Origin of the sequence: Rossellomorea aquimaris, assembly GCF_020171925.1 — a bacterium.
GTDB lineage: Bacteria > Bacillota > Bacilli > Bacillales > Bacillaceae_B > Rossellomorea > Rossellomorea aquimaris_F.
In genome coordinates this window covers 90,119-116,041 of sequence record NZ_JAIVAR010000001.1, presented here as the reverse complement: position 1 = coordinate 116,041, position 25,923 = coordinate 90,119, and the positions used below count along the sequence as shown (strand labels likewise).

Sequence of the window (25,923 nt, the reverse complement as noted above, 5' to 3'; positions counted from 1 at the left end):
ATTATTCTCCCAACACCGTTCCAGTTTCCAAATTCGATCCCGCTCCACGCAAGTAGTCCACGGCGCTCATCCTCTTCTTTCCAGACGGCTGCAGATCTGTAATCTTGATGGCTGTTCCGTTTCCTGTCGACACGATGAATCCATCCTTTTGAATACTCATGATTTTGCCTGGTTCTGAAGAATCGCTGCTCACTTTCTCTCCCCACCAAACCTTCATCACCGCACCGTCCAATGTGGTATAAGCAACAGGCCAAGGGTGCATACCTCTAATATGGTTGTAGATTTCCTCTCCCGGCTTCGACCAGTCGATTTTTTCCTGCTCCCTCTTGATGTTCCTGGCAAACGTCGCTTTTGAATCATCCTGCTTGACTCCATTCAATTTACCGGCCAACAAATCGGGTAACGTTTCAATCAATAGCTTCGAGCCTGCCACACTCAATTTATCATGCAGTGTACCTACGTGATCCTGTTCTTCTATTTCGACTTCAACCTGGCTGATCATGTCACCGGCATCCAGTTTTTCCACCATGTACATGATTGTTACACCGGTTTTCTTCTTTCCTTGAATGATTGAGTAATGAATCGGGGCACCTCCCCTTAGTTCAGGTAACAAGGAAGCATGAACATTGATGCATCCGTATCGTGGTGCCTCAAGTAATTCCTTCGGCAAAATCTGTCCAAAAGCAGCAGTGATGATCAAGTCAGGTTCCAGTGCCAAGATTTGATCTAAATCTTCTTGATTCCTGATTTTTTCCGGTTGATATACCGGAATTCCGTGTTTCACAGCTTCGGCTTTCACTGGAGGAGGCGTAAGTACGCGTTTTCTCCCGACTGGCCTGTCTGGCTGTGTCACAACTGCAATCACATCATATTTTTCCTCCAATAGTGCCTGTAGAACAGGGACTGAGAAATCCGGTGTTCCCATAAAAACAATCTTTGTCATTCTGATTCATACCTTTCTAGTTCTTCTTCGGTTACATATCGTTCTATTTTTGATGTGAAAAGAATACCGTTGAGATGATCTATTTCATGCTGGATGGCCCGTGCCATAAAATCCTTCGCGTGAAATTCGATCAACTTCCCTTTTCGGTTATACGTTCTGACTTTGATGGAATCTGGCCTCGTGACTTCCCCATACAATCCCGGGAAACTCAGGCAGCCCTCAAGATCTGTTTGAGACCCATTTACTTCGATGATTTCAGGGTTGATCAGTTCGATCGTACCGCTGTCATCACCAATATCGACGATCGCCACTTGCAGGTCCACCCCTACTTGTGGGGCAGCGAGTCCGACACCGTCCGCTTCTATCATTGTGTCATACATGTTGTTCAATAATTTCTTTAATTTCTTGTCAAATGCTGTTACCTTCTCACATTCTTTTTCCAAGATTGGATCAGGGTGCATTACAATTGGAAGAATGGCCATTACATACCTCTGCTTTCTATATATTGCTTTACATCATCACATAAGGATTCACATCAATCGAGATTGATAAACCTTGAGATGCATATTGTTGTTGAAATTGATCCAGCACTGTTTTTAAGGTTGAAGCTAAATTCGGTTCCCGCTTGTATTTTATCAAACATTGGTAACGATATCTATTTTTGATCCGGGGGATCGGGGAAGCTGACGGCCCTAGAATAATCGTTGATTGGGAGAGTCGTGAACGGATGAAACCAGACAATCTTTCAGCGATGGATACGACCTGCATCAAGTCTTCATGACTGAGCGTAATCAAGGTGATGTAATAAAACGGTGGATAATTCCCCATTTTCCTCATCATCATCTCTTGAGAATAAAAGCGATCATAATCGTGTTCAGAAGCGAGTTCTATTGAATAGTGCTCAGGGGTGTAGGTCTGGATCACCACTTCACCCGGCAATTTGTGCCTTCCTGCCCGCCCGCTGACCTGGGTCAGGAGCTGAAAGGTCTTTTCCGCCGCCCGGAAGTCAGGCAAATGGAGCATTGTATCTGCGCTCAATACGCCAACCAATGTGATATTCGGGAAATCGAGTCCTTTGGCAATCATCTGGGTGCCAAGAAGGATATCCGCCTTTCCTTCGCCAAATGCGTTCAATAGTTTTTCGTGCGAACCCTTCCTGCTTGTTGTATCCACATCCATCCGGATGATTCTCGCACCAGGCAAAAGCTTATTCAGTTCTTCTTCCACCTTCTGTGTACCCGTCCCGAAATAGCGGATATGTTCACTTTCACATTCCGGGCATGTGTTCGGGACATGCTCTTCATATCCACAATAATGACACTTCATCCCATTGGAAAAGCGGTGATATGTCAGGGAAATGTCACAGTTTGGGCATTGTACGACGAAGCCGCAATCGCGGCACATGATGAAAGAAGAGTGCCCTCTTCTATTCAGGAATAAGACCGTTTGTTCCCCTTTCTCGATCCGGGTTTGCAGCTTATCGAATAGTTCCTGTGAAAACATCGAGCGATTCCCGCTCCTTAATTCTTCTCTCATATCAACGATTGATACAGCGGGCAAGTCACCATCATTCATCCGTTTATTCAAAGTAAGAAGGTGGTAGACGCCTTTCGAAGCCCGAGCGAATGATTCCAGTGAAGGAGTCGCACTTCCAAGGATGACGGGGCACCTGTGTGTTTCAGCCCTCTTCACAGCCACATCCCTTGCATGGTAACGGGGATTCTCTTCCTGCTTATAACTTGTTTCATGCTCCTCATCGATGATGATGATCCCGAGATTTTCGAACGGTGCAAAAATGGCCGACCTGGCGCCGACCACGACCTTTACTTCCTTACGCTGGATTTTTCTCCATTCATCGTATTTCTCACCGACCGATAACCCGCTGTGCAGGACCGCTACATCATTACCAAAGCGCCCTTTGAAGCGATGGACCATTTGAGGGGTGAGCGAGATTTCTGGGACGAGGACAATCGCTTCTTTTCCTTTTTCCAACACTCGTTGAATGGATTGCAAATAGATTTCAGTTTTTCCGCTTCCAGTCACTCCGTATAACAGGAAGGTGCGATGCAGGGTATCCTCGATCGTTTCCAGGATCGGAAGGATTGCTTCCCTTTGTTGATCCGTCAAAGTGAGCGGTGTCGTTTTCTCAAAGACCCTGTTTTCAAAGGGATCACGGTATACCTCGACGCTTTTTTCAATCAGAATCCCTTTTTTCACTAATGCTTTGATCGTAGAGGATGTCGTTTCTGCCCCTTCGATGAGTTCATTAGTAAGAAACGCTTTTCCGGGATCTCCTAGACTGTTCATGTATTGAAGAACTTCCTTTTGCTTATTCGCTTGAGGAGGAAGTCCTTCTATCACTTCCTGGAGGCGAGTTCCTGATACATTCAGCTTGAGGTGCCTCACTGTCTTTTTGTTCCCTTTCGCCTTTACCTTGTAGATGACATCAATGATCCCTTTATTCACTAGGGGTTGAATCACTGGAAGCAACCCTGCCTGTTCAATCACCTTCCAAGGGACTTCACTCCCCTTTTTGAAAAAAGGGATCAAAGACTCTGGCAGGTCGACATGCTCAGCAGTGGTTTCTAATTGAAAATATTTTTCATACTTTGCCTTCATTGCTGCGGGTAGCATGGCTTGAAAGGCTGAAATTTTAAAAGAGAGTGTCTTCTCCGTCAACCAGTTACCCAGTGACAATAACTCTTCATTCAATACAGGGACTAAATCCATCGGCTCGTGGATGGGCTTTAATTTAGATACTTCCCCTTTTTCCTTCAATTCCATGACGAATCCCTGTATTTTTCTTGGACCGAATGGGACAGCCACCCTCATCCCGGGAGAAATGCTTCCAAGCCATTCATCCGGAACGAGATAATCGTATGTACGATCTGTCTGCATCGCGGGGACATCGACTATGACGCTAGCTACGTTCTTCATGCTTACGCCCCATCTCTTTGATTGCTTCCCGGAAAATTTCCTTGGATGCATCCAGTTTTGAGAGTAGTGGCAGTTCCCTTACTGCATGTTCTGAGATGATTGTGATTTTGTTTGTCTCTGTCCCGAAACCGGATCCTTCTTCCGTCACATTGTTGGCAACGATCATATCCGCATTTTTCTTATGTAACTTCGCTTTTGCATATTCCTCAACGTTCATCGTTTCAGCTGCGAAGCCGATCAAGAACTGTCCATCTTTCTTTTCACCTAGGCTTTTCAGTATATCCTTCGTCCTTTCGAATTCCAACAGTAGATTGCCTTCCTTCTTCTTCAGCTTCTGGTCAAGTACCTCCACCGGTCGGTAGTCTGCCACTGCAGCACTCTTGACCACGATATCCGCCGCATTGAATCGGGAATGGACGGCATCGTACATTTCCTCAGCTGAAGTCACGGGAATGAATTCCACCCCAGAAGGCGGCTCAAGATTTGTCGGTCCCGAGATCAAGGTTACCTCTGCACCGAGCTCTTTAGCAGCCAATGCCAGGGCATGCCCCATTTTTCCAGTCGAACGATTTGAGAAGAATCTGACCGGATCGATTTTTTCACGTGTAGGACCGGCTGTAATGACAATACGCTTCCCTTTAAGGATAAGCGTTTCTTCCTTCACTCCTGAGAAATGATCATGGATGATACCCACGATTTGTTCAGGCTCTTCCAGCCGCCCTTTCCCAACGTATCCACAGGCAAGGTAACCTTCGCTCGGCTCAATGAACCGGCATCCATCGTCATACAATCTCCTGATGTTTCTCTGTACAGCAGGATGGTCATACATATGTACATTCATTGCTGGCGCAACCCAGACAGGTGCCGTAGTAGCCAAGAGAGTCGTGGAGATCATGTCGTCGGCGATCCCATTCGCCACTTTGCCGATCATGTTGGCCGTTGCAGGTGCGACCAGTACGAGGTCAGGCCAATCTGCAAGGTCGATGTGCGCAATCTTGGAAGGGTCTTTTTCATCGAACGTATCCCAATATACATCTTGTCTCGAGAGGGCCTGAAACGTCAGCGGCGAAACAAATTTCATCGCCGAATCCGTCATGATGACCTTCACTTCCGCTCCGCTTTGTACCAGCTTGCTGGTCAATGCGGCAGCCTTATAAACGGCTATGCCCCCAGTAACACATAAAAGTATCTTTTTCCCCTGAATCATCGTCTTTCCCCCATTACACTTTTTACTTCCTTATATTATGAAGGATTTATAAACAAAAAGAAAATAGGGCTGTCCCAGAAAGATTAAAATCTTTTTGAGTCAACCCTTTAATCACGTCATGGCTTATGAGATGAAAGAATTACTCATCCGAGTAAACGGCTTTTTCATCTCGTTCTTTCATCGATAATTGTCCGGCATGGATTTCTTCAAGTGCTTTGCCGACAAACTTTTTAGAAGCATACTTCTCCAAGCGGAAATCACCCGTTTCTTGAAGTCCCCTCGCGCGCTTTGCAGCAACGCTTACTAAAGAATATTTGGAATCAATTTTTTTCATCAATGAGTCAATCGATGGATATAACATCTATTCAACCTCCAGCATTTTAATATATCGTTGTTGAACTCTTTCTCTCTTGCAGTGCTCTGCTTGCACAATGGAATTGATCTTTTCTACAGCATGTTCGATCTTATCATTCTCAACGATGTAATCGTATAGATTCATCATTTCGATCTCTTTTCTCGCTGTATTCAATCTCCCCTGGATGATTTCATCTGTCTCGGTACCCCTTGTCACCAGTCGGTTCTGCAATTCAGACAGGCTCGGCGGAGCGAGGAAGATGAATAGTCCTTCCGGAAACTTATCACGCACTTGTTGAGCGCCCTGTACTTCGATTTCCAGGAAAACATCTCGACCATTGTCGATTGTCTCACGGACATAATCTACTGGGGTACCGTAATAGTTCCCTACGAATTCCGCATATTCAAGAAGCTTCCCCTGTTCGATGAGTGCTTCGAAATCTTCTCTTGATTTAAAGAAATAATCGACACCATCCACTTCGCCTTCCCGAGGCTTACGGGTCGTCATTGAAATGGAGTATTCAAATTTTGTATCTTCTTGGGAAAAAATCGCTTTTCTCACTGTTCCTTTCCCCACTCCCGAAGGACCGGAAAGTACGATCAGCAATCCTTTTTCATTCATTTATTTACCCTGCCCTTCTTCTTGCAAATCCTCTTTATCGGTTAATCGATGAGCAACGGTTTCAGGTTGAACAGCCGATAAGATCACATGATCGCTATCGGTGATGATGACAGCCCGTGTTCTTCTTCCGTATGTAGCATCAACCAGCGTTCCGCGGTCCCTTGCATCTTGGATCAACCGTTTGATCGGTGCAGATTCAGGACTGACAATCGAAATGATCCGATTAGCCGAAACAATATTTCCGAATCCTATATTGATGAGCTTAATAGACATGACGCTCCTCCTAATCAATAGCTTAGTTTCTCCGTATACTTGAAAAACTAAACTTCTTATTCTACATTTTGCACTTGCTCCCTTAGCTTCTCCAGTGTTGATTTCAGCTCGACGACAAGTGATGTGATCGTTGAATCATTCGATTTCGAACCGATTGTATTCACTTCACGGTTCATTTCCTGAATCATGAAATCAAGCTTCCTGCCGATCGGTTCCTTCAAGCTCAAAGTTGTTTGGAAGTAGTGAATATGGCTCTTCAAACGGGTCAATTCTTCCGTTATATCAGATTTATCGGCCATAATGGCCACTTCATTCAGTAAACGCGTTTCATCAAGCGCCCCTTCTGCATATTCCGTCATTTTCCTACGCAGCTTTTCACGGTATTGTTTAACCACTTCAGGAGCGAAACTACTCAACATCAGCACTTTTTCTTCGAATGAATTCAAGTGGGTATGAAAATCCGCATTAAGGGCGTCGCCTTCCTTCACCCTCATTTCCTTTAATTCTTCCGCAGCCAAGTTGACAGCATTAAGCACCAATTGTTCGAGCTCTTCATTCTCTTGTTCCGTTTCATCGATTGTCACGAACTCTTCCCTTGCCAATAGATGATTTAACTCGATGTCGCCTTTCACTTGAAAACTCTCTTTCACTTCATGTACTAACTGATAATAATCTTGAATGAGCTTCCAGTCAATATGCAGGTTTCTATGGACCAGCCCTTCACCTGTGATGGTGATGAAAATATCCACTTTTCCTCTTCTGATTAATTCCGAAACCTGTTTTTTGATTTTATCTTCAAGTTTCATCAATTGACGGGGAAGGCGTATATAGCATTCATGAAACCGATGATTCACCGATTTCATTTCCACTGTTATGGAAAAACGTTCTGAATCCAGTTTACTTCTTCCAAAGCCTGTCATACTGACAACCATTACGATCACTTCCAATCTGCCTGTTTAATCGTGTCAAGTAATGTTGTTTGATTATGTATAAACCTCCCAGTAACCTCTATAATGTTACAATCAAAGGGATACTTATAAGATGATCGGACTGACTATATGTAAAAAAAGGTAATAGAGGACAAATCTCTATTACCTTTTGGATTATACCACAATTCACTATTTTTTTCTTGCAAAAAATGAACCTGCAAGTAAAAAGGTAGGGACGGAACTCAATCCTAAGATTAATAACCAGTCTTTCCATTGGATCGGGACTGTATGGAAAATCGGCTGCAACGTTGGAATATAGATGACAAGCAGCATCAGTACCAAAGATGAAATGACAGCCCAGACCAAGTACATGTTACCGAACGGATTCCTTGAGAATACAGACACTTCGCTTCTGCAATCGAATACATGGATCAACTGGGCCATGACAAGGGTGGCGAATGCGACCGTCTGTGCATATGCCAAATGATCAGGGTGTGCCTTGTGTGCCAGGATGAATGCAAGGAGTGTAACGATCCCGATCAAAAACCCCCTTGATACGACTTTCCATCCCAAGCCACGGGAGAACACGCCTTCTTTCAAATTCCTAGGCTTCCTCTTCATGACATCGTCTTCAGGTTTATCAAGTCCCAGTGCCATCGCAGGGAGTCCGTCTGTCACCAGGTTCACCCACAGGATTTGAATCGGAACGAGCGGAAGAGGCAATGCCAACAGCATGGCAAATAACATGACCAGGATTTCCCCTACGTTTGACGCTAGGAGATATCTGATGAACTTCCGGATATTTTCATAGATATTCCGACCTTCTTGAATCGCGGATTTTATTGTCGCGAAATTGTCATCCAAAAGTACAAGGGAAGAAGATTCCTTTGCCACATCTGTTCCCGTGATTCCCATTGCCACTCCGATATCGGCAGACTTGATGGCAGGAGCATCATTTACCCCATCACCTGTCATGGCGACGACATGCCCCCTATTCTGCAAGGCTTTGACGATTTTCAATTTATGTTCAGGCGATACACGGGCAAAGACCGACACTTCTTCCACGACTTCCTGAAGTTCTTCTACATCCATTTCGTTCAATGCTTTTCCGTCCAGGACTTTGTCGTTCCTTTTCAGGATGCCTAACTGGGCAGCAATCGCCTTTGCCGTCAATACATGATCCCCAGTGATCATGACCGTCTTTATCCCCGCTGCCTTACATTCCCTGACAGCTTGTTTCACTTCCGGTCTTGGCGGATCGATCATCCCCTGAAGCCCAATGAACGTGATCCCTTCTTCCACATCCTTTTCACTCAGGGACTCCACTTTCATCCCATTTAAAGACTTGTAGCCAATGGCAATGTTTCTGAGTGCATTCGATGACATCCCCTCAATGGCATGCTCCACTTTCTGAGACAGTTCCCTTGTCTTCAATTGAAGCTTATCATCCCAGAGGATGGATTCGCTTTTGGCTGCCAGGACATCGGGTGCCCCTTTGGTCACGGAGAACTGCTTACCATGTTGATCGACGACAATGACAGTCATCATTTTTCTTGTGGAATCAAACGGAAACTCTTTTACGACTGTGAATTTCTCTGATAGGGATGCCCTATTCAATCCTGCTTTCAAACCTGCTACCAGGAGGGCACCTTCAGTCGGGTCCCCATCAACGGCAAAACTATCTTCCCGGCTGATGAGTTCCGCGTGATTGCAGAGCATCCCGTACGTAAGTAATTGATTCAGCGCTTTCTGGCCATGTGGCGAAACCCTTTCTTCACCATTGTAGAATTGACCTTCAGGTTCATAACCGGTTCCGGTTACGGACCACTCTCTTCCCCCGCTCCATAAGTGAGTAACGGTCATTTTATTCTGTGTGAGCGTCCCTGTCTTATCCGAACAGATGACAGATGCACAGCCAAGGGTCTCAACTGCAGGAAGCTTCCTTACGATGGCTTTCTTTTTGATCATCCGTTGAACACCAAGTGAAAGGGCCACGGTCACGATGGCAGGAAGCCCTTCAGGAATGGCAGCCACTGCGAGCGACACGCCTGCCAGGAACATTGTATAGATATCATGTCCTTGAATCACCCCGACCCCAACGACAAGAGCAGTGAGGATGAGCGCCACCGTAATGAGGATTTTCCCCAATTCCTCCAGCCTTCGTTGTAAAGGAGTGGTCATGGTTTCTGCTTTTTGCAGCATGTCCGCAATTTGCCCCATCGCTGTCTTCATTCCGATCGCAGTGACGACTCCGATCCCATTCCCTCTTGTAACCATCGTCCCCATGAATGCCATATTTTCAAGATCGCCCAGACTGACATGGTCCCCAACGACAGGATTGGTTGTCTTCGTCACTGGAACCGATTCACCAGTTAGTGCCGACTCTTCGATTTCCAGATTGTTTGCTTCCAACAATCTCATGTCTGCCCCAATCCTGTCTCCACTTACAAAGCGCAGGATGTCGCCCACCATCACTTCTTTGGAAGGAATCTTTATCCAGTTCCCATCCCTCAGCACCGAAACTTGTGGAGCCGACAGCTCTTTAAGTGCCTGAAGCGACTTTTCAGCTTTTCTTTCCTGGAAAAATCCGAGGAAGCCGTTGATCAATACGATCGCAATGATGGCGATTGCATCAATATACTCACCAAGCAATCCCGATATGAGGGTGGCTGCTAGCAGGACAAGCACCATGAAATCTTTAAATTGGCTGAAAAATAATAGTAGATTTGATTGTTTTTCTGCTTCTTCTAGCTGATTGTATCCAAACTGTTTCCTTTTTTGGGATACATCTTCTTCCGACAGACCGTTTTGATAATCGGTATTTAATGACTTTTCTATGTCTTCCTGTCTCATCTCATGAAATTTCATTCAACCAATTCACTCTCCTCCTACAATAACGAAAAGTTGTTCTTCTCTTAGCATTCTTATTCAGACTCGTCCTAAAAAATGATATGATTTAAATATCATTTTTAGCTTGATTGAATTAATCACCTTTAGTTCGATCTGTACTGAACACCGCTGTTGGTTTCCGTGCGAGACTTCGCTTTCCGCGGGTGACCCGTGAGCCTCCTCGGCTGCGCCTGCGGGCCCGAAAAGCGGAAGTGGGCGTTTTGCTCCCTTTGAAAAATGTTCTTCGGCTTTAGAGGCGTTTTTCGCCTCAAAAGTCGAAGGTTAATTTTCAAACGGGAGCAGACCACTGTAGCTAGACACGTCTCACATCAGCCACTTCTCCCGCAGGAGTCTGCGTCTTTCACTCCAACCAACAGCTGGAGATTTGAGAATTCAAGAATTAGCTTTTTCATATGGACAAAGCTTATAGTTAAAGGAACTGAGTTTTGATTAGGAAGTACATTAATAAAAATCAACTAATATATTTTTTGATTTTTTCACAGATGAGTTTTTACTTATTTATTTAGAGCAGCGGTCGATGTAAATCAAAAAAGTCTGATATTGATCAGCTGATAATAGTGCAGGTATAAAGAAAAACATAAAATACGTTATTTTAAAGAGGATGTTGGTTATGTCATTTGATGGATTGTTTACGAGAGCGATGGTATTTGAGTTGAAAGAGGCCGTTATGAATGGAAGGATCAATAAGGTTCACCAGCCTTATAAGAATGAGATCATCATGGTCGTACGGGCGAACGGGAAGAATCATAAGCTTCTTTTATCTGCCCACCCCAGTTATTCACGAGTGCAGTTGACGAAGGAAGAGTACGAGAACCCGTCTGTTCCCCCTATGTTCTGCATGCTCCTCCGCAAGCATTTGGAAGGGTACATCATTGAGGATATCAGACAATCTGAACTCGACCGGATGATTGTATTCGAGGTTAAAGGAAGAAATGAGATCGGGGATGTTTCGTATAAGCAGCTGATCGTCGAAGTGATGGGGAGACACAGCAATATCATCTTGGTCGATAAAGAACGAAACATGATCCTTGACAGTATAAAGCATATATCGCCAAGCATGAATACTCATCGTACGGTGCTACCTGGTCATGAATACGTCATGCCTCCACGGCAGGATAAGGGAAATCCCCTTGAAGCAACAGAAGAAGATGTATTGAGAGCCCTCGACTTCAATGCAGGGAAGCTTGATAAACAAATCGTTCAATCATTTGCGGGAATTTCCCCGCTATTTGCCAAAGAGGTCATCGAGCATGCGGGGCTTGGCAAGCAGGCTGCAATCGCCCAGTCTTTCCTTGATTTAGTAGGAAAAGCGAAAGATCATCAGATATCCCCCACGCTCATCATCGGGGAGAAAGAAGTATTTTACTGGGCCCGTCTAGATCATGTGGAAGGAGAGGAACTTGCCTTTCCTTCATTAAGTGAACTACTGGATCGTTTCTTCCATCAAAAAGCGGCCAGGGACCGTGTGAAACAGCAAGGAAATGATCTCGAGCGGTTCATCCGAAATGAACGGGATAAGAACGTCAATAAAATAGAAAAGCTGAAACAAACTTTGAAGGATGCCGAACAGGCCGACCGCTATCAATTGCTGGGGGAACTCCTGACGTCAAATCTCTATGCCGTTGAAAGGGGGATGACCGAAGTCAGTGTGGTAAATTATTATGACGAGGACGGTGGCAGCATCACCATCCCGCTTAACCCACAAAAATCCCCTTCTGAGAACGCTCAACTATATTTCTCCCGCTACCAAAAGGCGAAGAACGCGATTGAAATCGTCAATGAGCAAATCAACAAAGCAGAAGACGAGATCATTTACCTGGAGCGTTTGATGCAGCAGCTGGAGTCAGCATCAACGAAGGATGTTGAGGAAATCCGTGAAGAGCTGGAAGAAGAAGGCTACCTTAAAGCCCGTAAACAGAACAAAAAGAAAAAGACAAATGTGAAGCCTATTCTTGAAAAATATCGTTCAAGTGATGGCACACAAATCCTGGTTGGTAAAAATAATAAACAAAATGATTACTTGACGAATAAAGCTGCGGGCAAGGATGATATTTGGCTGCATACGAAAGACATCCCTGGTTCACATGTTGTCATTAAAAGTAATGACCCCTCCGAGCAAACAATCAAGGAGGCGGCAAATATCGCTGCCTATTTCAGCAAAGCAAGGGAGTCCAGTTCGGTTCCTGTCGATTTCACCGCCGTCAGACAGGTCAAAAAGCCGAAAGGGGCTAAACCGGGGTTTGTCATCTATGAAGGACAGCAAACCGTTTACGTCACTCCAGATCTCGACCTCGTTCGGTCACTAAAAGAGTAAAGAAAGAAGCGCTTTTACCACAACCTTCGGTAAAAGCGCTTTTTAGTATGCTTAGTTAAACACTCTTTGTCTCAACAATCTCCTAAATAAGTCTGATAGTAAAAAAAGCAACTCATAATGAGCTGCTTCCTTCTATTTACCCCATGCTTCGGGATTTTCCTTCCACTTATTCAATTCTTCCAGCTCTTCTTCTCTGATGATGGAACGTTGAAGTGCGACAGAGAGTAAGCTTGTGTAATCCGACAAGGCATGTGCGTTAATGTCATGTTCCTCCAGCATCTTTTTGCCTTTTTGAAGTTCATATGTAAAGATGGCTGCAACCCCCAATACCTCACACCCTGCTTCTCTTAATGCTTCGACTGCCGTGATGCAGCTGCCGCCTGTTGAAATAAGATCCTCCACCACGACGACTTTTTGACCTGCAGCCACTTTCCCTTCTATCTGATTTCCTTTGCCATGTGCTTTCGCCTTGCTACGGACATAACACATCGGGAGGTTTAATTTCTCACTCACCCATGCTGCATGAGGAATCCCTGCCGTAGCCGTACCCGCAATCACTTCTACTTCCGGATAGTGCGTTTTAATGATTTCCGTGAGGCCGCTTGAGATTTCATTCCTCACCGCTGGATAAGACATCGTCAACCGGTTATCACAATAAATCGGCGACTTGATCCCAGATGACCATGTAAATGGCTCTGCAGGATTTAAAAAGACGGCTTCTATTTCTAATAGTTGTTTGGCGATTTCTTGATTCATTCAATAGCCCCCCATTCTTTTACAACTTGCTCGTAAGCCTGTCGTGGATCCACTGCTTTCGTGATGCTTCTTCCGACAACGATTACCGATGATCCGAGTTCTTTTGCTTTTTCAGGCGTTGTGACCCGGTGCTGATCTCCCTTTTCATCCTGTGATAATCTGATTCCTGGAGTGACCCTTAAGAAATCCTCACCGCAATGCTCCCTTATAAGGGCCGCTTCATGAGGTGAACAAACCACACCATGTAATCCTGACTGTTTCGCGAGGCTGGCATAATGCAAGACTGAATCATCGATCGACCTCGGGATCAGCTGTTCCTCCCTCATTTGCATTTCCGATGTGGAAGTTAATTGGGTGACAGCAATCAATTTTGTCCGACTCCGACCTGATGAAGATCCTGCCTCAAGGCCTTCCAGTGCTTTCTCCATCATCGCCGTGCCACCTGCAGCATGGACGTTGAGCAGCTCAAGATCATATTGAGCAAGTCCTTTCATTGCACCGTACACTGTGTTCGGGATATCATGGAGTTTCAAATCAAGGAAGATGCGATGATCCTTACTTAAGAGCTTCTCGATGATGATCGGCCCATTCTGAAGATATAACTCCATTCCCACTTTTACATTCAAACTTTCATGGAATAATCCCAGAAAGTAAGAAGTTTCTTCCCATGTCGGAAAATCAAGAGCTATAAACGGCTTTTGATTCATTCTTTCCCCAGCTCCTTCCAGTGAGTTCGGAAATATGGTCCACTCCAAGTTCATCCAGCAATCCAGGAAGTTCGTTAATGATCCGTTGACAGACGAAAGGATCAACGAAGTTTGCCGTTCCAACTGCAACAGCGCTTGCTCCTGCGTAGAAATACTCAATGACATCTTCAGCGGATTGAATGCCGCCCATGCCTATGATCGGCAGGTCTACAGCCTGGCTTACTTCATATACCATCCTGATTGCTACCGGTTTGATTGCAGGCCCGGATAATCCACCTGTCTTGTTGGCGAGTACAGGCTTTGCCGTTTTTAGATCCAGTCTCATTCCGACAAGGGTGTTGATCATTGTCAAACCGTCTGCTCCGCCTTCTTCAACCGCTCTAGCCATTTCAACAATGTTGGAAACATTAGGCGAAAGCTTTACATAAAGCGGAACCTGCGACACTTCCTTTACTCTTTCCGTTAATTCCTTTGCCACTTCAGGAATGGTGCCAAAGGCAATTCCGCCTGTTTTGACATTCGGACAGGAGATATTCAGCTCAAGTGCCTTTACATTTGATGCGGTCGAAATTTCTTTGGCCACTTCAACATAATCTTCCATTTGTGATCCCGCCACGTTGGCAATGATCGGAACATCGTAGCGTGAAAGCCATGGCAATTCATTTTCCATGACCCCTTTCAGTCCAGGGTTTTGCAGGCCGATCGCATTCAGCATCCCAGCATTTGTCTCTGCAACCCTTGGAGTCGGGTTTCCGAACCGTGGCTCTTCCGTTGTTGCCTTGATCATGATGGCACCAAGTTGACTCAAGTCATAAAATTGACTGTATTCCCTTCCGAACCCAAAGCACCCAGAAGCAGGCATGATGGGGTTTTTAAGCGATAAACCCGGTAATTCAACTTTCAGTCTGTTCATAATTGCACCACCCCCGCTGGAAATACCGGCCCATCACTGCACACCTTTACATAACTATGACCTTCCGGATCGTCTTGTTTATGACAGACGCATGCAAAACAAGCACCGATTCCGCAGCCCATTCTCTCCTCCAAGGAAATGAAGCCATTTTTCATTTCCAGCTTGGATTGTAATGCATTCAGCATCGGTGTCGGGCCGCAAGAAAAATACTCATCAAAATCAGGAGCTTCTTTTTGGATGACATCCGTGACAAATCCCTTTGTCCCCAGTGATCCATCTACAGTGGCAATGAACGTTTCTCCAAGCTGACTGAACCTTTCTTCATAAAAGCTGACTGAATGATCTTGAAAACCTAAAATATGTTTCACTTCCCAGCCTCTTGCTATCAAGCTTTTTGAAAGTCCGTAAAGGGGAGGAACACCGATTCCACCACCTACTAGTAATGCAGTCTTGCCGTTCCCTTCCATTACGGTAAACCCATTTCCAAGAGGTCCGAGGATGTCGACGGTCTCCCCGCTACCGGAAAGGGACAGTAGCTTCGTCCCTTTCCCTTCTGCACGGTAAATCAACCTCATCGTTTGTTCTTGCTGATCATATGATGCGATGGAGATCGGCCTCCTTAAGAGAGGGTCGATCCCCGTTCCGACTTTCACATGGACAAATTGGCCCGGGGCCTTGATTTCATTCACTAGTTCCCCTTTGAGGACCATCTCGAAGATGTTCTTTGCGATTTGTTCATGGGAAACCACCGACATTTGGTCATTTACGATCATTGATGGACCGCCTCTCTTTTCTCCTGCTGTGCTGGAAGTGCCTCTGCTGAAAATGTCATTGATTCGATTACCCGTAAAATGGCCTCTGCTGTATCCAAGGATGTGAGACATGGGACCCCATTTTCAACGGATTCGCGTCTGATCCTGAAACCGTCACGAGCCGGCTGCTTCCCTTTTGTAAGCGTGTTGATGACAAACTGTGTCTCTCCGCTTTGAATGATGTCAAGTAAGGTAGGTCCTTCAGAACCGATTTTATCGACTTCCTTGACAGCGATCCCTTCTTTTGCTAAATGTTCAGCGGTCCCTTTCGTAGCCAGGATCCCGTAACCGATATTCACGAAGCGTTTCGCTAATAACACCGCTTCATCTTTATCTTTATCCGCCACTGTCATCAATACGGAACCGTACTCCTTCATTTCCATCCCCGCTGCTACCATTCCTTTGTACAGTGCTTTTTCTAACGTTAAGTCTTTCCCCATGACTTCCCCTGTGGATTTCATTTCAGGACCGAGCGTGATATCAACCCTTCTCAGCTTCGCAAAAGAGAATACCGGTACTTTCACGTATACTCCTTGCTTTTCAGGAATCAAGCCGGTTTCATATCCTTGGTCCTTCAAAGATATCCCGAGAATCGCTTTTGTCGCCATATTCGCCATCGGCACGTTCGTGATTTTACTGATGAACGGCACCGTCCTGCTTGAACGCGGGTTCACTTCCAGTACGAAGATTTCACCTTTGGAAATGACATATTGAATGTTTAGCAAACCGACGATGTTCAAGCCTTTTGCCAGGCGGATTGTGTAATCCACTAACATTTCTTTCTGTTCCTGCGTCAGCTGTTGTGGCGGGTACACAGCAATCGAATCCCCTGAGTGGACCCCTGCACGTTCAATGTGCTCCATGATCCCCGGGACAACAACGTCGACTCCGTCTGAAATCGCATCCACTTCAATTTCTTTCCCGATCAGATATCTGTCAATCAAAACAGGATGCTGAGGATTGACCTTGACCGCGTTTTCCATATAGTGAAGGAGCTCTTCCCTTCTATACACAATCTCCATTGCTCTTCCACCGAGTACATAGGAAGGTCTAACGAGTACCGGATATCCGATTGATTCAGCAATTTCAAGTGCCCCTTCAACCGATACGGCTGTTTTCCCTTGGGGTTGGGGGATCCCTAATTCGTGCAATGTGTGTTCGAATTTATCCCTGTTCTCCGCACGGTCGAGATCCTCAAGTGAAGTCCCTAGGATCTTGACGCCCCTGTTCACCAATTCCTCTGCCAGGTTTATCGCGGTTTGTCCCCCGAATTGAACCACGACTCCTTTAGGCTTCTCAAGATCGATGATGTGCATCACATCTTCCACTGTAAGCGGTTCGAAGTACAATTTATCTGATATGCTGAAATCCGTGGATACCGTTTCAGGGTTATTGTTTACGATGATGGCTTCATATCCGGCTTCTTTAATCGCCCATACCGAATGGACCGTCGCATAATCAAATTCCACTCCCTGGCCGATGCGGATCGGTCCAGATCCGAGGACAATGACACTTTCTCTTTTGGTTACCTTGGATTCATTTTCCTCCTCATACGTTCCATAGAAGTATGGCGTTTCTGATTCAAATTCAGCTGCACAGGTGTCAACCATTTTGTACACAGGGATGAGTCCGTTTTCTTTTCTCCATTGATAGATTTCATGTTCTGGACATCCCCACAGTTTCGCAACCGTTATATCAGAGAAGCCCATGCCTTTTGCTTTTTCAGCCAGTTCCAGGTTAAATGGATGGTCCCTTAATTCCCTCTCGAACTCTACAATTCTATTCATTTTGTGGAGGAAGAAAAGGTCGATCTTGCTCCACTCATGGATTGTTTGGATCGTTACGCCCCTCCTGAGAGCCTCGCCAACATAGAAGAGACGCTCATCCCCGGCTTTTCGGATTCTTTTTTCGATCCAGTCATCTGTCATTTGGTCACTATCACTCAACTCTAGATGGTACGTATTGCTCTCTAGTGAACGGACTGCTTTCAGGAGCGATTCTTCGAACGTTCTTCCGATCGCCATCACTTCACCTGTTGCTTTCATTTGTGTACCGAGATTTCGTTTTGCTGCCTCGAACTTGTCAAATGGCCAGCGTGGAATTTTCGTTACGACATAATCAAGGGCAGGTTCAAAGGCTGCATACGTTTTTCCTGTTACAGGATTCATCATTTCATCCAGTGTGAGTCCGACGGCAATCTTCGCTGCGAGCTTCGCAATCGGATAACCCGTAGCTTTTGAAGCGAGTGCCGAGGACCTGCTCACCCTTGGATTCACTTCAATGATGTAATATTGGAAACTGTCGGGATCCAGGGCCAATTGAACGTTACACCCTCCTTCGATCCCAAGTTCACGGATGATTTTCAAGCTTGTATTTCTGAGCATTTGATACTCACGATCACTTAATGTCTGACTCGGTGCCACCACGATGGAATCCCCTGTATGGATCCCGACAGGGTCGATGTTTTCCATGTTACACACCACGATCGCATTGTCCGCGGCATCTCTCATCACTTCGTATTCGATTTCTTTATACCCTGCGATACTCTTTTCAAGAAGACACTGGGTCACTGGGCTATATTTCAATCCTGAAGTTACGATTTCTATCAATTCCTGTTCATTATGACAGATTCCTCCGCCTGTCCCTCCAAGCGTGTAAGCTGGTCTTACGATGACCGGAAAGCCTACACCGTCCACGAACTCAAATGCTTCCTCTACGCTTCTGATGATTTCACTTTCAGGTACCGGTTCATTAAGCTCTCTCATCAAGTTTCTGAATAAGTCTCGATCTTCTGCTTTTTCGATGGCAGAGAGTTTCGTACCAAGAATCTCCACGTTACATTCTTCCAGTACACCTGATTTCGATAACTCGACTGCCATGTTCAACCCGGTCTGACCGCCCAATGTAGGCAATAAGGCATCAGGGCGTTCTTTTCGGATGATTCTGCTGACAAATTCAAGTGTCAGGGGCTCAATATAGACCTTGTCGGCCATCTCGGCGTCTGTCATGATCGTCGCAGGATTCGAATTGACCAGTATGACCCTGTATCCCTCTTCTTTCAAGGCAATACAAGCTTGTGTCCCTGCATAATCGAATTCCGCTGCCTGACCTATGATGATCGGTCCACTCCCGATTACTAAGATGCTTTTAATATCTGTACGTTTAGGCATTTGTAAGCTCCCCCTTCTTTTCTTCTTCCATTAATGTCAGGAAATCATCGAATAAATAATTTGAGTCCTCAGGTCCAGGTGATGCTTCCGGATGATATTGAACAGTGAAAGCAGGGTAATCAAGGTGTTTCAACCCTTCTACTGTTCCATCATTGATGGCGATGTGCGTTACCTCTAGTCTGGTATCTGCAAGTGATTTTTCGTCCACGGCATAACCATGATTTTGGGATGTTAATGCTACTTTCCCGCTTCTCAAGTCCTTCACTGGATGGTTACCTCCACGGTGACCAAACTTCATCTTGAACGAATCGCCTCCGCATGCGAGTGCGAATAACTGGTGACCAAGGCAGATTCCGAATAGCGGGATTTCCCCTACCAATTCCCTGATGGTTTGGATCGCTTCCGGCACATCCTTCGGGTCTCCAGGACCATTTGACAGCATGATACCATCCGGCTGCAGTCTACGGATTTCTTCTGCTGAAGTATGATAAGGGACAACAACGACGTCACAATCTCGCTTATTCAGTTCCCTTAATATTCCATGCTTCATCCCGAAATCCATCAAGACTACCCTGAACCCTCTTCCTGGACTGGCGTAAGGTGTCTTGGTCGAGACTTGTTCCACCTGATCTGTCGCAAGCGATGTTCCCCGAAGCTTACCAAGTGTCTCGTTAACGTCTGCCGCTGCATCGCAGATGATTCCCTTCATCGTTCCATGCTGTCGGATGATCCTCGTCAATTTTCTCGTATCGATGCCTGAGATTCCAGGGATCCCTTTCACTTTCAATAATTCATCCAATGTGGATTCATTTCTCCAATTGGAAGGGAAGTCTGCTTCTTCCCTCACGATGAACGCTTTGATCGCAGGCGTGATCGATTCAAAGTCATCACGGTTGATTCCGTAGTTTCCTATTAAAGGGTAAGTCAATGTCACCATTTGCCCGCAATATGAAGGATCCGAGAGAATTTCCTGATAGCCTGTCATACTTGTATTGAATACAACTTCCCCGATTGTTTCTTTATCTGCCCCAAAACCTTTGCCGATGAATATTGTTCCGTCATCCAATATGAGTTGTCTCTTCATTCTTCATTTCCTCCTTCATTCCATACAAGTGATCCTTGATAAAACGTTGCGACCGGCCACCCTTTGCACTCCCAGCCGCTGAATGGCGTATTTTTACCTTTTGACAGAAAATCTGCAGGGTTTACTGCATGTTGTCCTGATAGATCGATCAGTGTAAAATCTGCATCCCCACCCACTTCCAACTTACCGTAAGGCAGATTGAATGCCTCACAAGGCTTGATTGTCAACCAGTCAATCAGTTGATCGAGGGTGAAAATCCCTTTTTCAACAAACCCCGTATAGAGTAGGGGGAAAGCCGTTTCCAAACCGACAATCCCAAATGGGGCAAGCTGCATGCCTTCTGACTTTTCTGCTTGTGTATGTGGTGCATGATCGGTTGCAATGAAATCGATGGTGCCATCGAGCAGTCCTTCTATCAATGCATCCCGATCTTCTTTGCTTCTTAGCGGTGGATTCATCTTGAAATTCGGGTCAAGCCCAGGTATATCATCTTCACAAAGAAGCAGGTGATGCGGAGTGACTTCCGCTGTTACATTGATTCCCGCTTTTTTGGCATCCCTCACTGTCCTGACGGATTCTTTCGTTGAAATATGGCAGACATGATAATGAACCCCCGCAGCTTCGGCGAGTAATACATCCCTTGCGATATGTACGGATTCGCATACCGAAGGAATTCCTGCAATTTCATGCTTCTTGGAAAATTTCCCTTCGTGAACTGATCCTTTGTTGATCAGCGTATTCTCTTCACAATGTGCCACGACCGAAGCACCGATCGCCGCTGCCTGCCTCATCGCTTCAAGCATTGTCCCAGCCGATTGGACCCCCACTCCGTCATCCGTGAAGGCAAACGCCCCACTTTCCTTTAATGCTGATAAGTCATTGATACTCTTCCCCGTCTGCCTTTCAGTGATGGCCGCATATGGAAGGACACGGACGTGGGCTGTTTCTTCTATCTTTTGTTTCAAAGCTTCCAGTGTATTTACAGAGTCGGGGACGGGACGGGTATTCGGCATCGCTGCGATGGTCGTGAAACCGCCTTTGGAAGCAGCTTTGGTCCCAGTGGCAATGGTTTCTTTATGTTCACCGCCCGGCTCCCTTAAATGCACATGCAAATCCACGAACCCCGGTGAGACGAATAAACCTTCTGCTTGATATTCCGGGACGTCATGGTTTTCAAGATTTTCGCCCATCTCTACGATTTTTGTCCCTTCAACTTTAAGATCGATCCTTTTAAGTTCACCGTTCTCACCAATGATACTTGCATTTTTTATGAACCAATTCACCATGCATTCCCCCTATTCGTTAATCTCGAATGCCCGCTTCAGCACGGCCATTCTGACGTACACTCCGTTTTCCATCTGTTTGAAAATCCTAGATTGTTCGCACTCTACTAGTGAATCCGCTATTTCCACGCCTCGGTTGACTGGGGCTGGATGAAGGATGATGCTATTTTCTTTCATTCTTTCTTTCCTGCTTTCGGTCAAGCCGAAGCTTCTATGATATTCTTCCTTTGTTAAGTTGGATGTGCTTTGATGACGTTCGTGCTGGATTCTCAGAAGCATCACGGCATCCGAGGTCGATATACTTTCATCTACCGACATAAAGCGCTCTTGATACTCCCCAGGGAACCACTCCCGCGGCCCCGAGAAAACCACTTCGGCTCCCAGTTTCTCCAGTGCTTCTGCATTTGATCGCGCTACACGGCTGTGTGCTATATCGCCGATGATCGCCACTTGAAGACCTTCGAAGCCACCAAATTCCTGGCGGATGGTCAATAGGTCCAGTAAACATTGCGTTGGATGATTCCCACATCCATCTCCTCCGTTGATCACCCTTGTCTTCAAGCCTTTGAGTTCATCGAAGTAGCGTTCCATCGTGTGTCGGATGACCACCGTCTCCACTCCGATCGCCTCCAGCGTGCGAACCGTATCATAGAGGGTTTCACCTTTTTGGACACTTGATGTATGGGCTTCGAAAGGGATGACCTCAAGGCCAAGCTTCCTTTCGGCCATCTCAAAGCTGCATTTCGTTCTGGTGCTCGCTTCAAAGAAAAGATTGGCGACAGTTTTATGAGTTCCGCGGCTCCACGTTTCCCCTTCCTTAAACCTTTCGGCCTGATCAAGGATGCCGATTATTTCTTCTTTCGTCAGGTCATTCATCGTCAACAAACTCTTCATCTTAGAGCCCCCTATTCTATAAAAAAACACCCTGTCTAGAGTGGACAGGGTGTTTTGAACATACTTCAAGAGAACTGGGAGCCTTTGCTCACACAGCTATGTTCATGTTCACCCTTTTAGACTCTCTGGACTAACTTAAAAGGTGTTTCTATGCAACTTCATTCTTTGAAGAAATTTCTTCTTCGAAGAGATTGTTCTTTCCTTCACTTTCAGTACGGCCAGGCAGGACCAAGTTAAGCACGACCCCTACGATGGCAGCCAGTGCCATCCCGGATAAGGATACTTCATCACTCACTTTTACGAATGCGCCGCCTACACCGATTACAAGGATGACTGAAGAAATCACTAGGTTTCGTTTATTTCCAAGATCGACTTTATTATCGATCAGCATGCGCAGTCCGCTTGAAGCGATGATTCCGAATAATAGGATTGATACGCCACCCATGACCGCTTGTGGAATCGTACCGATTAACGCTGTGATCTTGCCGATGAATCCAAATGTGATGGCAAGCACCGCGGCACCTGAGATGACGAATACGCTGAATACTCTCGTGATGGCCAACACTCCGATGTTTTCTCCATATGTCGTATTTGGCGGTCCTCCGAGCATGGAAGCAATCATGGTTGCGACCCCGTCACCCAAGATTGAACGGTGAAGTCCCGGTTTCTCAATGAAGTTCCGTCCAACCACTTTACTCAATACCATCTGATCCCCTGTATGTTCTGCCAGTGTCACAAGCGCGACAGGAACCATGATGGAGACGATTTCCCATGAGAAGCTTGGGGTATAGTCTACGAATGGGATAAAGAAATCAGGCATTTGGAAGACCGGCGCATCCATTACCTTCTGGAAATCAACCAGTCCTGCGAAGATCGCGATTGTATAGCCTCCCACGATACCGGCTAGGATGGGAACCATCCCTAAAAATCCTTTGAAGTAGATCGAGCAGATTACCGTGATGGCAAGTGTCGCCAGTGCCACCATGAAATGTGTATTGCTGTAGACCAATTCTTCGGCACCAGGATTTTCATACATGGCCATGTTGACCGCAGTACCCGCTAAGCCGAGACCGATTACCATGATCACAGGACCGACGACAACCGGTGGCAGGATGTGTACCAACCACTTGATACCAAGTTTTGAGATGAGTAGTGCCACAATCCCATATACAATACCTGCCAGGAAGCTTCCGACCATTGCAGCCTCCGGACCTCCGAAGCTTTTCGCTGCAAGGATCGGTGCGATGAATGCAAACGATGATCCCAGGTATGCCGGTATTCTTCCTTTCGTTATCAAGAGGTACGCCAGTGTACCGAGTCCGCTTGAGATCAGTGCCACTCCAGGGCTCAACCCCACCAGGAATGGTACGAGTACCGTCGCCCCGAACATGGCGAAAAGATGCTGTATGCTCAACATGAGCCATTTACCCGGATTCGGTCTATCTTCTATATCAAGTACAATCTTTTGATTTTCGTTCATTTTTTTTCCTCCTTTGGATGTTTCTCAACAAAAAACCCTCTTTGTCCTGCAAGAGGGTACAAAGAGGGTATAAGAAGGCCATTTGTGCGCACTTCAATCTCCCATCCTTTGTCAGCCTCTCTGGACCACTCTTAAAAGGATGCTGCATTATTCATTTTCGTGTATTGTCACCTGTTCTTCGCCGTCGACCTCCGACAGGGAAACCATGATCTTCTCCGAGCTTGATGTCGGAATATTCTTCCCGACAAAATCTGCTCTGATCGGCAGTTCCCTATGACCTCTGTCAACAAGGACCGCTAATTGGATCTGACTTGGGCGTCCCTTGTCCATCAGTGCATCAAGTCCTGCCCTTACGGTTCTTCCCGTAAACAAGACATCATCGACAAGGATCACTTTCTTATTCGTGATATCAACCGGTAAGTCCGATCCTTTGACTTCAGGCTCATTATCTTCGGTTTTCTTACTAAGGTCATCCCGATATAATGTGATGTCAATTTCGCCTACGGGGATTTCCTGACCTTCAATGCTATGGATCCGTTCTGCAAGGCGGTTCGCAATGTAAATCCCTCTCGTCCTGATGCCGACAAGGACACAGTTTTCAATCCCTTTGTTCCGTTCGATGATTTCATGAGCGATTCGGGTAAGTGCCCTTCGGATCGCTGGTTGGTCTAAGACTGTCGCTTTCGCTGTCATTCGTGCACCTCTTTTCTGAATCGTCGTTTTCGTTCATGTTCCTCATAAATAACACTGATCATTCCGTGATTCAATAAAAAATCCCTCTCACCGTAGAGATGAGAGGGTAAACGTATCGTTAGTAACATTGCACGCCAAAAAAATTGGTCGTACACTCTTCCTTCTCAGCCTCACGGGACCGTATTAAAGGTGTTATTCAATTAACTAAATAGTACAGGTAGTTCTTTGTTTTGTCAATGTTTATTTTGCAATTGAATCAGTAGTTCCTTGAACTCAACTGGCAGTTCGGCTTCAAACTCCATGTATTCATTCGTTCTTGGATGCACGAAGCCCAATACACCTGCGTGCAGTGCCTGTCCATTGATTGATAGAGTCTTTCTTGGACCATATTTGGGATCTCCTGCTAGGGGATATCCAATATACTTCATATGCACCCTGATCTGGTGCGTTCTACCGGTTTCCAGTTCACACTGCACCAACGTGAAATCCTTAAATCGCTCAATGACCCTGAAATGTGTGACGGCATTCTTCCCGTTATCAACAACAGCCATGCTTTGACGATCTTTGGGATCCCTTCCGATCGGAGCGTCAATCGTTCCGTATTCATGCGGAATCGTTCCGTGGACGATGGCGGTGTATTTTCGTGTGACGGTCTTGTCTACTAACTGATTGACCAAATGTTCATGCGCATGATCATTTTTCGCCACCATCAATAGTCCTGATGTATCTTTATCGATCCGGTGGACAATCCCCGGCCTCAAAACGCCGTTGATGCCAGAAAGATCTTTACAATGATGCATGAGTCCATTGACCATCGTACCGGTATAATGCCCGGGAGCAGGATGTACGACCATCCCTTTAGGTTTATTGACGACAATGACATCTGAATCCTCATACGTGATATCAAGGTCGAGATCCTCAGGCTCCACATCCAATTCTTCAGGCTCGGGGATCGTAATGGTGATTGTCGAATCTATCGGACATTTGAAATTAGGCTTGACCTTTTCATCATCAATCTTGATATGACCTTCTTTGATCCATTGCTGGACTTGGGAACGGGACCATTCTTCATTCAATCCGCTGATAATCTTATCAATTCGTTCTCCCTGTTCGTTCTGTTGTATGATGTGCTGAATTACTTCCATTCTCTTTCTCCTTCTTTGCTTTTCGTTCGTCTAAGTACATATAAATGATCAACAATGCGACTCCAATCGTCAATGCTGCATCTGCAATATTGAATATCGGGAAATCGTAAGAAAGTATATATGTATTTAAAAAGTCGACAACTTCTTTCCTCACTACACGATCAATAAAATTCCCTATCGCCCCGCCGAGCATGAATGCAAGACTGATGCTGAACAAGGAATGACCTTTTGCATGAACTTGCATGTAATAGACAATGCCGGCAATCACGACAAGCGTAATAATGTAAAAAAACCACATCTGCCCCTGGAGTATACCCCATGCTGCACCTTGATTCCGATGAGAAGTCAGATAGAAAACATTCTCGATGATTTGGATGCTCTCACCTTCAGTCATCTTTTTCACAACTAACCATTTTGTTAATTGATCCAATCCAATTACAATCAAAGCCACTAAATAATAAAACACAAAGGCAACCTCCATATCGTAAAGAAATGAT

General features: G+C 45.7%; 22 protein-coding genes. 1 reads left to right on the top strand and 21 read right to left on the bottom strand.

Translation table 11 applies throughout. The annotated features are described in order from the left end of the window. Position 1: 1 nt before the first annotated feature. The 9 genes from fmt to LCM10_RS00545 all read right to left on the bottom strand — a co-directional run bounded on the left by fmt (position 2) and on the right by LCM10_RS00545 (position 10,133). Entirely contained in the window at positions 2–943 is a 942-nt protein-coding gene (gene fmt, locus LCM10_RS00585) for a methionyl-tRNA formyltransferase (RefSeq protein WP_224873897.1), read from the bottom strand. Beyond that, entirely contained in the window at positions 940–1,425 is a 486-nt protein-coding gene (gene def / locus LCM10_RS00580; RefSeq protein WP_224873896.1) for a peptide deformylase, read from the bottom strand. Before def ends, fmt begins: the two co-directional genes overlap by 4 nt. 28 nt (positions 1,426–1,453) lie before the next feature. Continuing rightward, a complete protein-coding gene (gene priA, locus LCM10_RS00575) occupies positions 1,454–3,880 on the bottom strand; it encodes a primosomal protein N' (RefSeq protein ID WP_224873895.1) in 2,427 nt (808 codons plus the stop codon). After that, positions 3,864–5,087 carry a bifunctional phosphopantothenoylcysteine decarboxylase/phosphopantothenate--cysteine ligase CoaBC gene (gene coaBC / locus LCM10_RS00570; protein WP_224873894.1) on the bottom strand — a complete coding sequence of 408 codons (1,224 nt, stop codon included), beginning with the start codon at positions 5,085–5,087 and terminating at the stop codon, positions 3,864–3,866. The genes priA and coaBC overlap by 17 nt, the downstream gene beginning before the upstream one ends. 139 nt (positions 5,088–5,226) lie before the next feature. After that, positions 5,227–5,448 (bottom strand): DNA-directed RNA polymerase subunit omega, encoded by a 222-nt coding sequence (rpoZ, locus tag LCM10_RS00565; protein WP_224873893.1) that lies wholly within the window; start codon positions 5,446–5,448, stop codon positions 5,227–5,229. After that, positions 5,449–6,063, bottom strand: coding sequence for a guanylate kinase (gene gmk, locus LCM10_RS00560; protein ID WP_224873892.1), 615 nt, complete (start codon positions 6,061–6,063; stop codon positions 5,449–5,451). Beyond that, positions 6,064–6,336, bottom strand: a complete 273-nt coding sequence (remA, locus tag LCM10_RS00555) for an extracellular matrix/biofilm regulator RemA (protein ID WP_172248446.1) — start codon at positions 6,334–6,336, stop codon at positions 6,064–6,066. Between the two features lie 56 nt (positions 6,337–6,392). Further along, a complete protein-coding gene (locus tag LCM10_RS00550) occupies positions 6,393–7,268 on the bottom strand; it encodes a YicC/YloC family endoribonuclease (protein ID WP_224873891.1) in 876 nt (291 codons plus the stop codon). A gap of 186 nt (positions 7,269–7,454) precedes the next feature. Beyond that, on the bottom strand, positions 7,455–10,133 hold the full coding sequence (locus tag LCM10_RS00545; RefSeq protein WP_224873890.1) for a cation-translocating P-type ATPase: 2,679 nt from the start codon (positions 10,131–10,133) through the stop codon (positions 7,455–7,457). 652 nt (positions 10,134–10,785) lie between these two features. Between LCM10_RS00545 and LCM10_RS00540 the strand changes: the two genes are divergently transcribed. Next, positions 10,786–12,489 carry an NFACT family protein gene (locus tag LCM10_RS00540; protein ID WP_224873889.1) on the top strand — a complete coding sequence of 568 codons (1,704 nt, stop codon included), beginning with the start codon at positions 10,786–10,788 and terminating at the stop codon, positions 12,487–12,489. A gap of 132 nt (positions 12,490–12,621) precedes the next feature. Here the strand turns inward: LCM10_RS00540 and pyrE are convergent, their stop codons facing one another. The 12 genes from pyrE to lspA form a co-directional block, all read right to left on the bottom strand. Then, entirely contained in the window at positions 12,622–13,245 is a 624-nt protein-coding gene (pyrE, locus tag LCM10_RS00535; RefSeq protein ID WP_224873888.1) for an orotate phosphoribosyltransferase, read from the bottom strand. Beyond that, the gene (gene pyrF / locus LCM10_RS00530) at positions 13,242–13,952 is read right to left on the bottom strand and encodes an orotidine-5'-phosphate decarboxylase (RefSeq protein ID WP_224873887.1); all 711 of its coding nucleotides are present in this window, start codon (positions 13,950–13,952) and stop codon (positions 13,242–13,244) included. Before pyrF ends, pyrE begins: the two co-directional genes overlap by 4 nt. After that, positions 13,924–14,865 (bottom strand): dihydroorotate dehydrogenase, encoded by a 942-nt coding sequence (locus tag LCM10_RS00525; RefSeq protein ID WP_224873886.1) that lies wholly within the window; start codon positions 14,863–14,865, stop codon positions 13,924–13,926. Before LCM10_RS00525 ends, pyrF begins: the two co-directional genes overlap by 29 nt. After that, positions 14,862–15,638: a dihydroorotate dehydrogenase electron transfer subunit gene (locus tag LCM10_RS00520; RefSeq protein WP_224873885.1), complete on the bottom strand. Its 777-nt coding sequence runs from the start codon at positions 15,636–15,638 to the stop codon at positions 14,862–14,864. The genes LCM10_RS00525 and LCM10_RS00520 overlap by 4 nt, the downstream gene beginning before the upstream one ends. Then, positions 15,635–18,847, bottom strand: a complete 3,213-nt coding sequence (carB, locus tag LCM10_RS00515; protein ID WP_224873884.1) for a carbamoyl-phosphate synthase large subunit — start codon at positions 18,845–18,847, stop codon at positions 15,635–15,637. Before carB ends, LCM10_RS00520 begins: the two co-directional genes overlap by 4 nt. Beyond that, entirely contained in the window at positions 18,840–19,931 is a 1,092-nt protein-coding gene (locus LCM10_RS00510; RefSeq protein WP_224873883.1) for a carbamoyl phosphate synthase small subunit, read from the bottom strand. Before LCM10_RS00510 ends, carB begins: the two co-directional genes overlap by 8 nt. Beyond that, the gene (locus LCM10_RS00505; protein WP_224875554.1) at positions 19,928–21,214 is read right to left on the bottom strand and encodes a dihydroorotase; all 1,287 of its coding nucleotides are present in this window, start codon (positions 21,212–21,214) and stop codon (positions 19,928–19,930) included. Before LCM10_RS00505 ends, LCM10_RS00510 begins: the two co-directional genes overlap by 4 nt. A gap of 12 nt (positions 21,215–21,226) precedes the next feature. After that, complete coding sequence (locus tag LCM10_RS00500) at positions 21,227–22,108, bottom strand: aspartate carbamoyltransferase catalytic subunit (protein WP_224873882.1); 882 nt, start codon at positions 22,106–22,108, stop codon at positions 21,227–21,229. A 148-nt stretch (positions 22,109–22,256) separates the two neighbouring features. Beyond that, positions 22,257–23,588: a uracil-xanthine permease family protein gene (locus LCM10_RS00495; RefSeq protein WP_224873881.1), complete on the bottom strand. Its 1,332-nt coding sequence runs from the start codon at positions 23,586–23,588 to the stop codon at positions 22,257–22,259. A 147-nt stretch (positions 23,589–23,735) separates the two neighbouring features. Beyond that, positions 23,736–24,281, bottom strand: a complete 546-nt coding sequence (gene pyrR, locus LCM10_RS00490) for a bifunctional pyr operon transcriptional regulator/uracil phosphoribosyltransferase PyrR (protein ID WP_224873880.1) — start codon at positions 24,279–24,281, stop codon at positions 23,736–23,738. A 233-nt stretch (positions 24,282–24,514) separates the two neighbouring features. Next, positions 24,515–25,426, bottom strand: coding sequence for an RluA family pseudouridine synthase (locus tag LCM10_RS00485; RefSeq protein ID WP_224873879.1), 912 nt, complete (start codon positions 25,424–25,426; stop codon positions 24,515–24,517). Beyond that, positions 25,374–25,892, bottom strand: a complete 519-nt coding sequence (gene lspA, locus LCM10_RS00480) for a signal peptidase II (protein WP_224873878.1) — start codon at positions 25,890–25,892, stop codon at positions 25,374–25,376. Before lspA ends, LCM10_RS00485 begins: the two co-directional genes overlap by 53 nt. Positions 25,893–25,923: the final 31 nt, after the last annotated feature.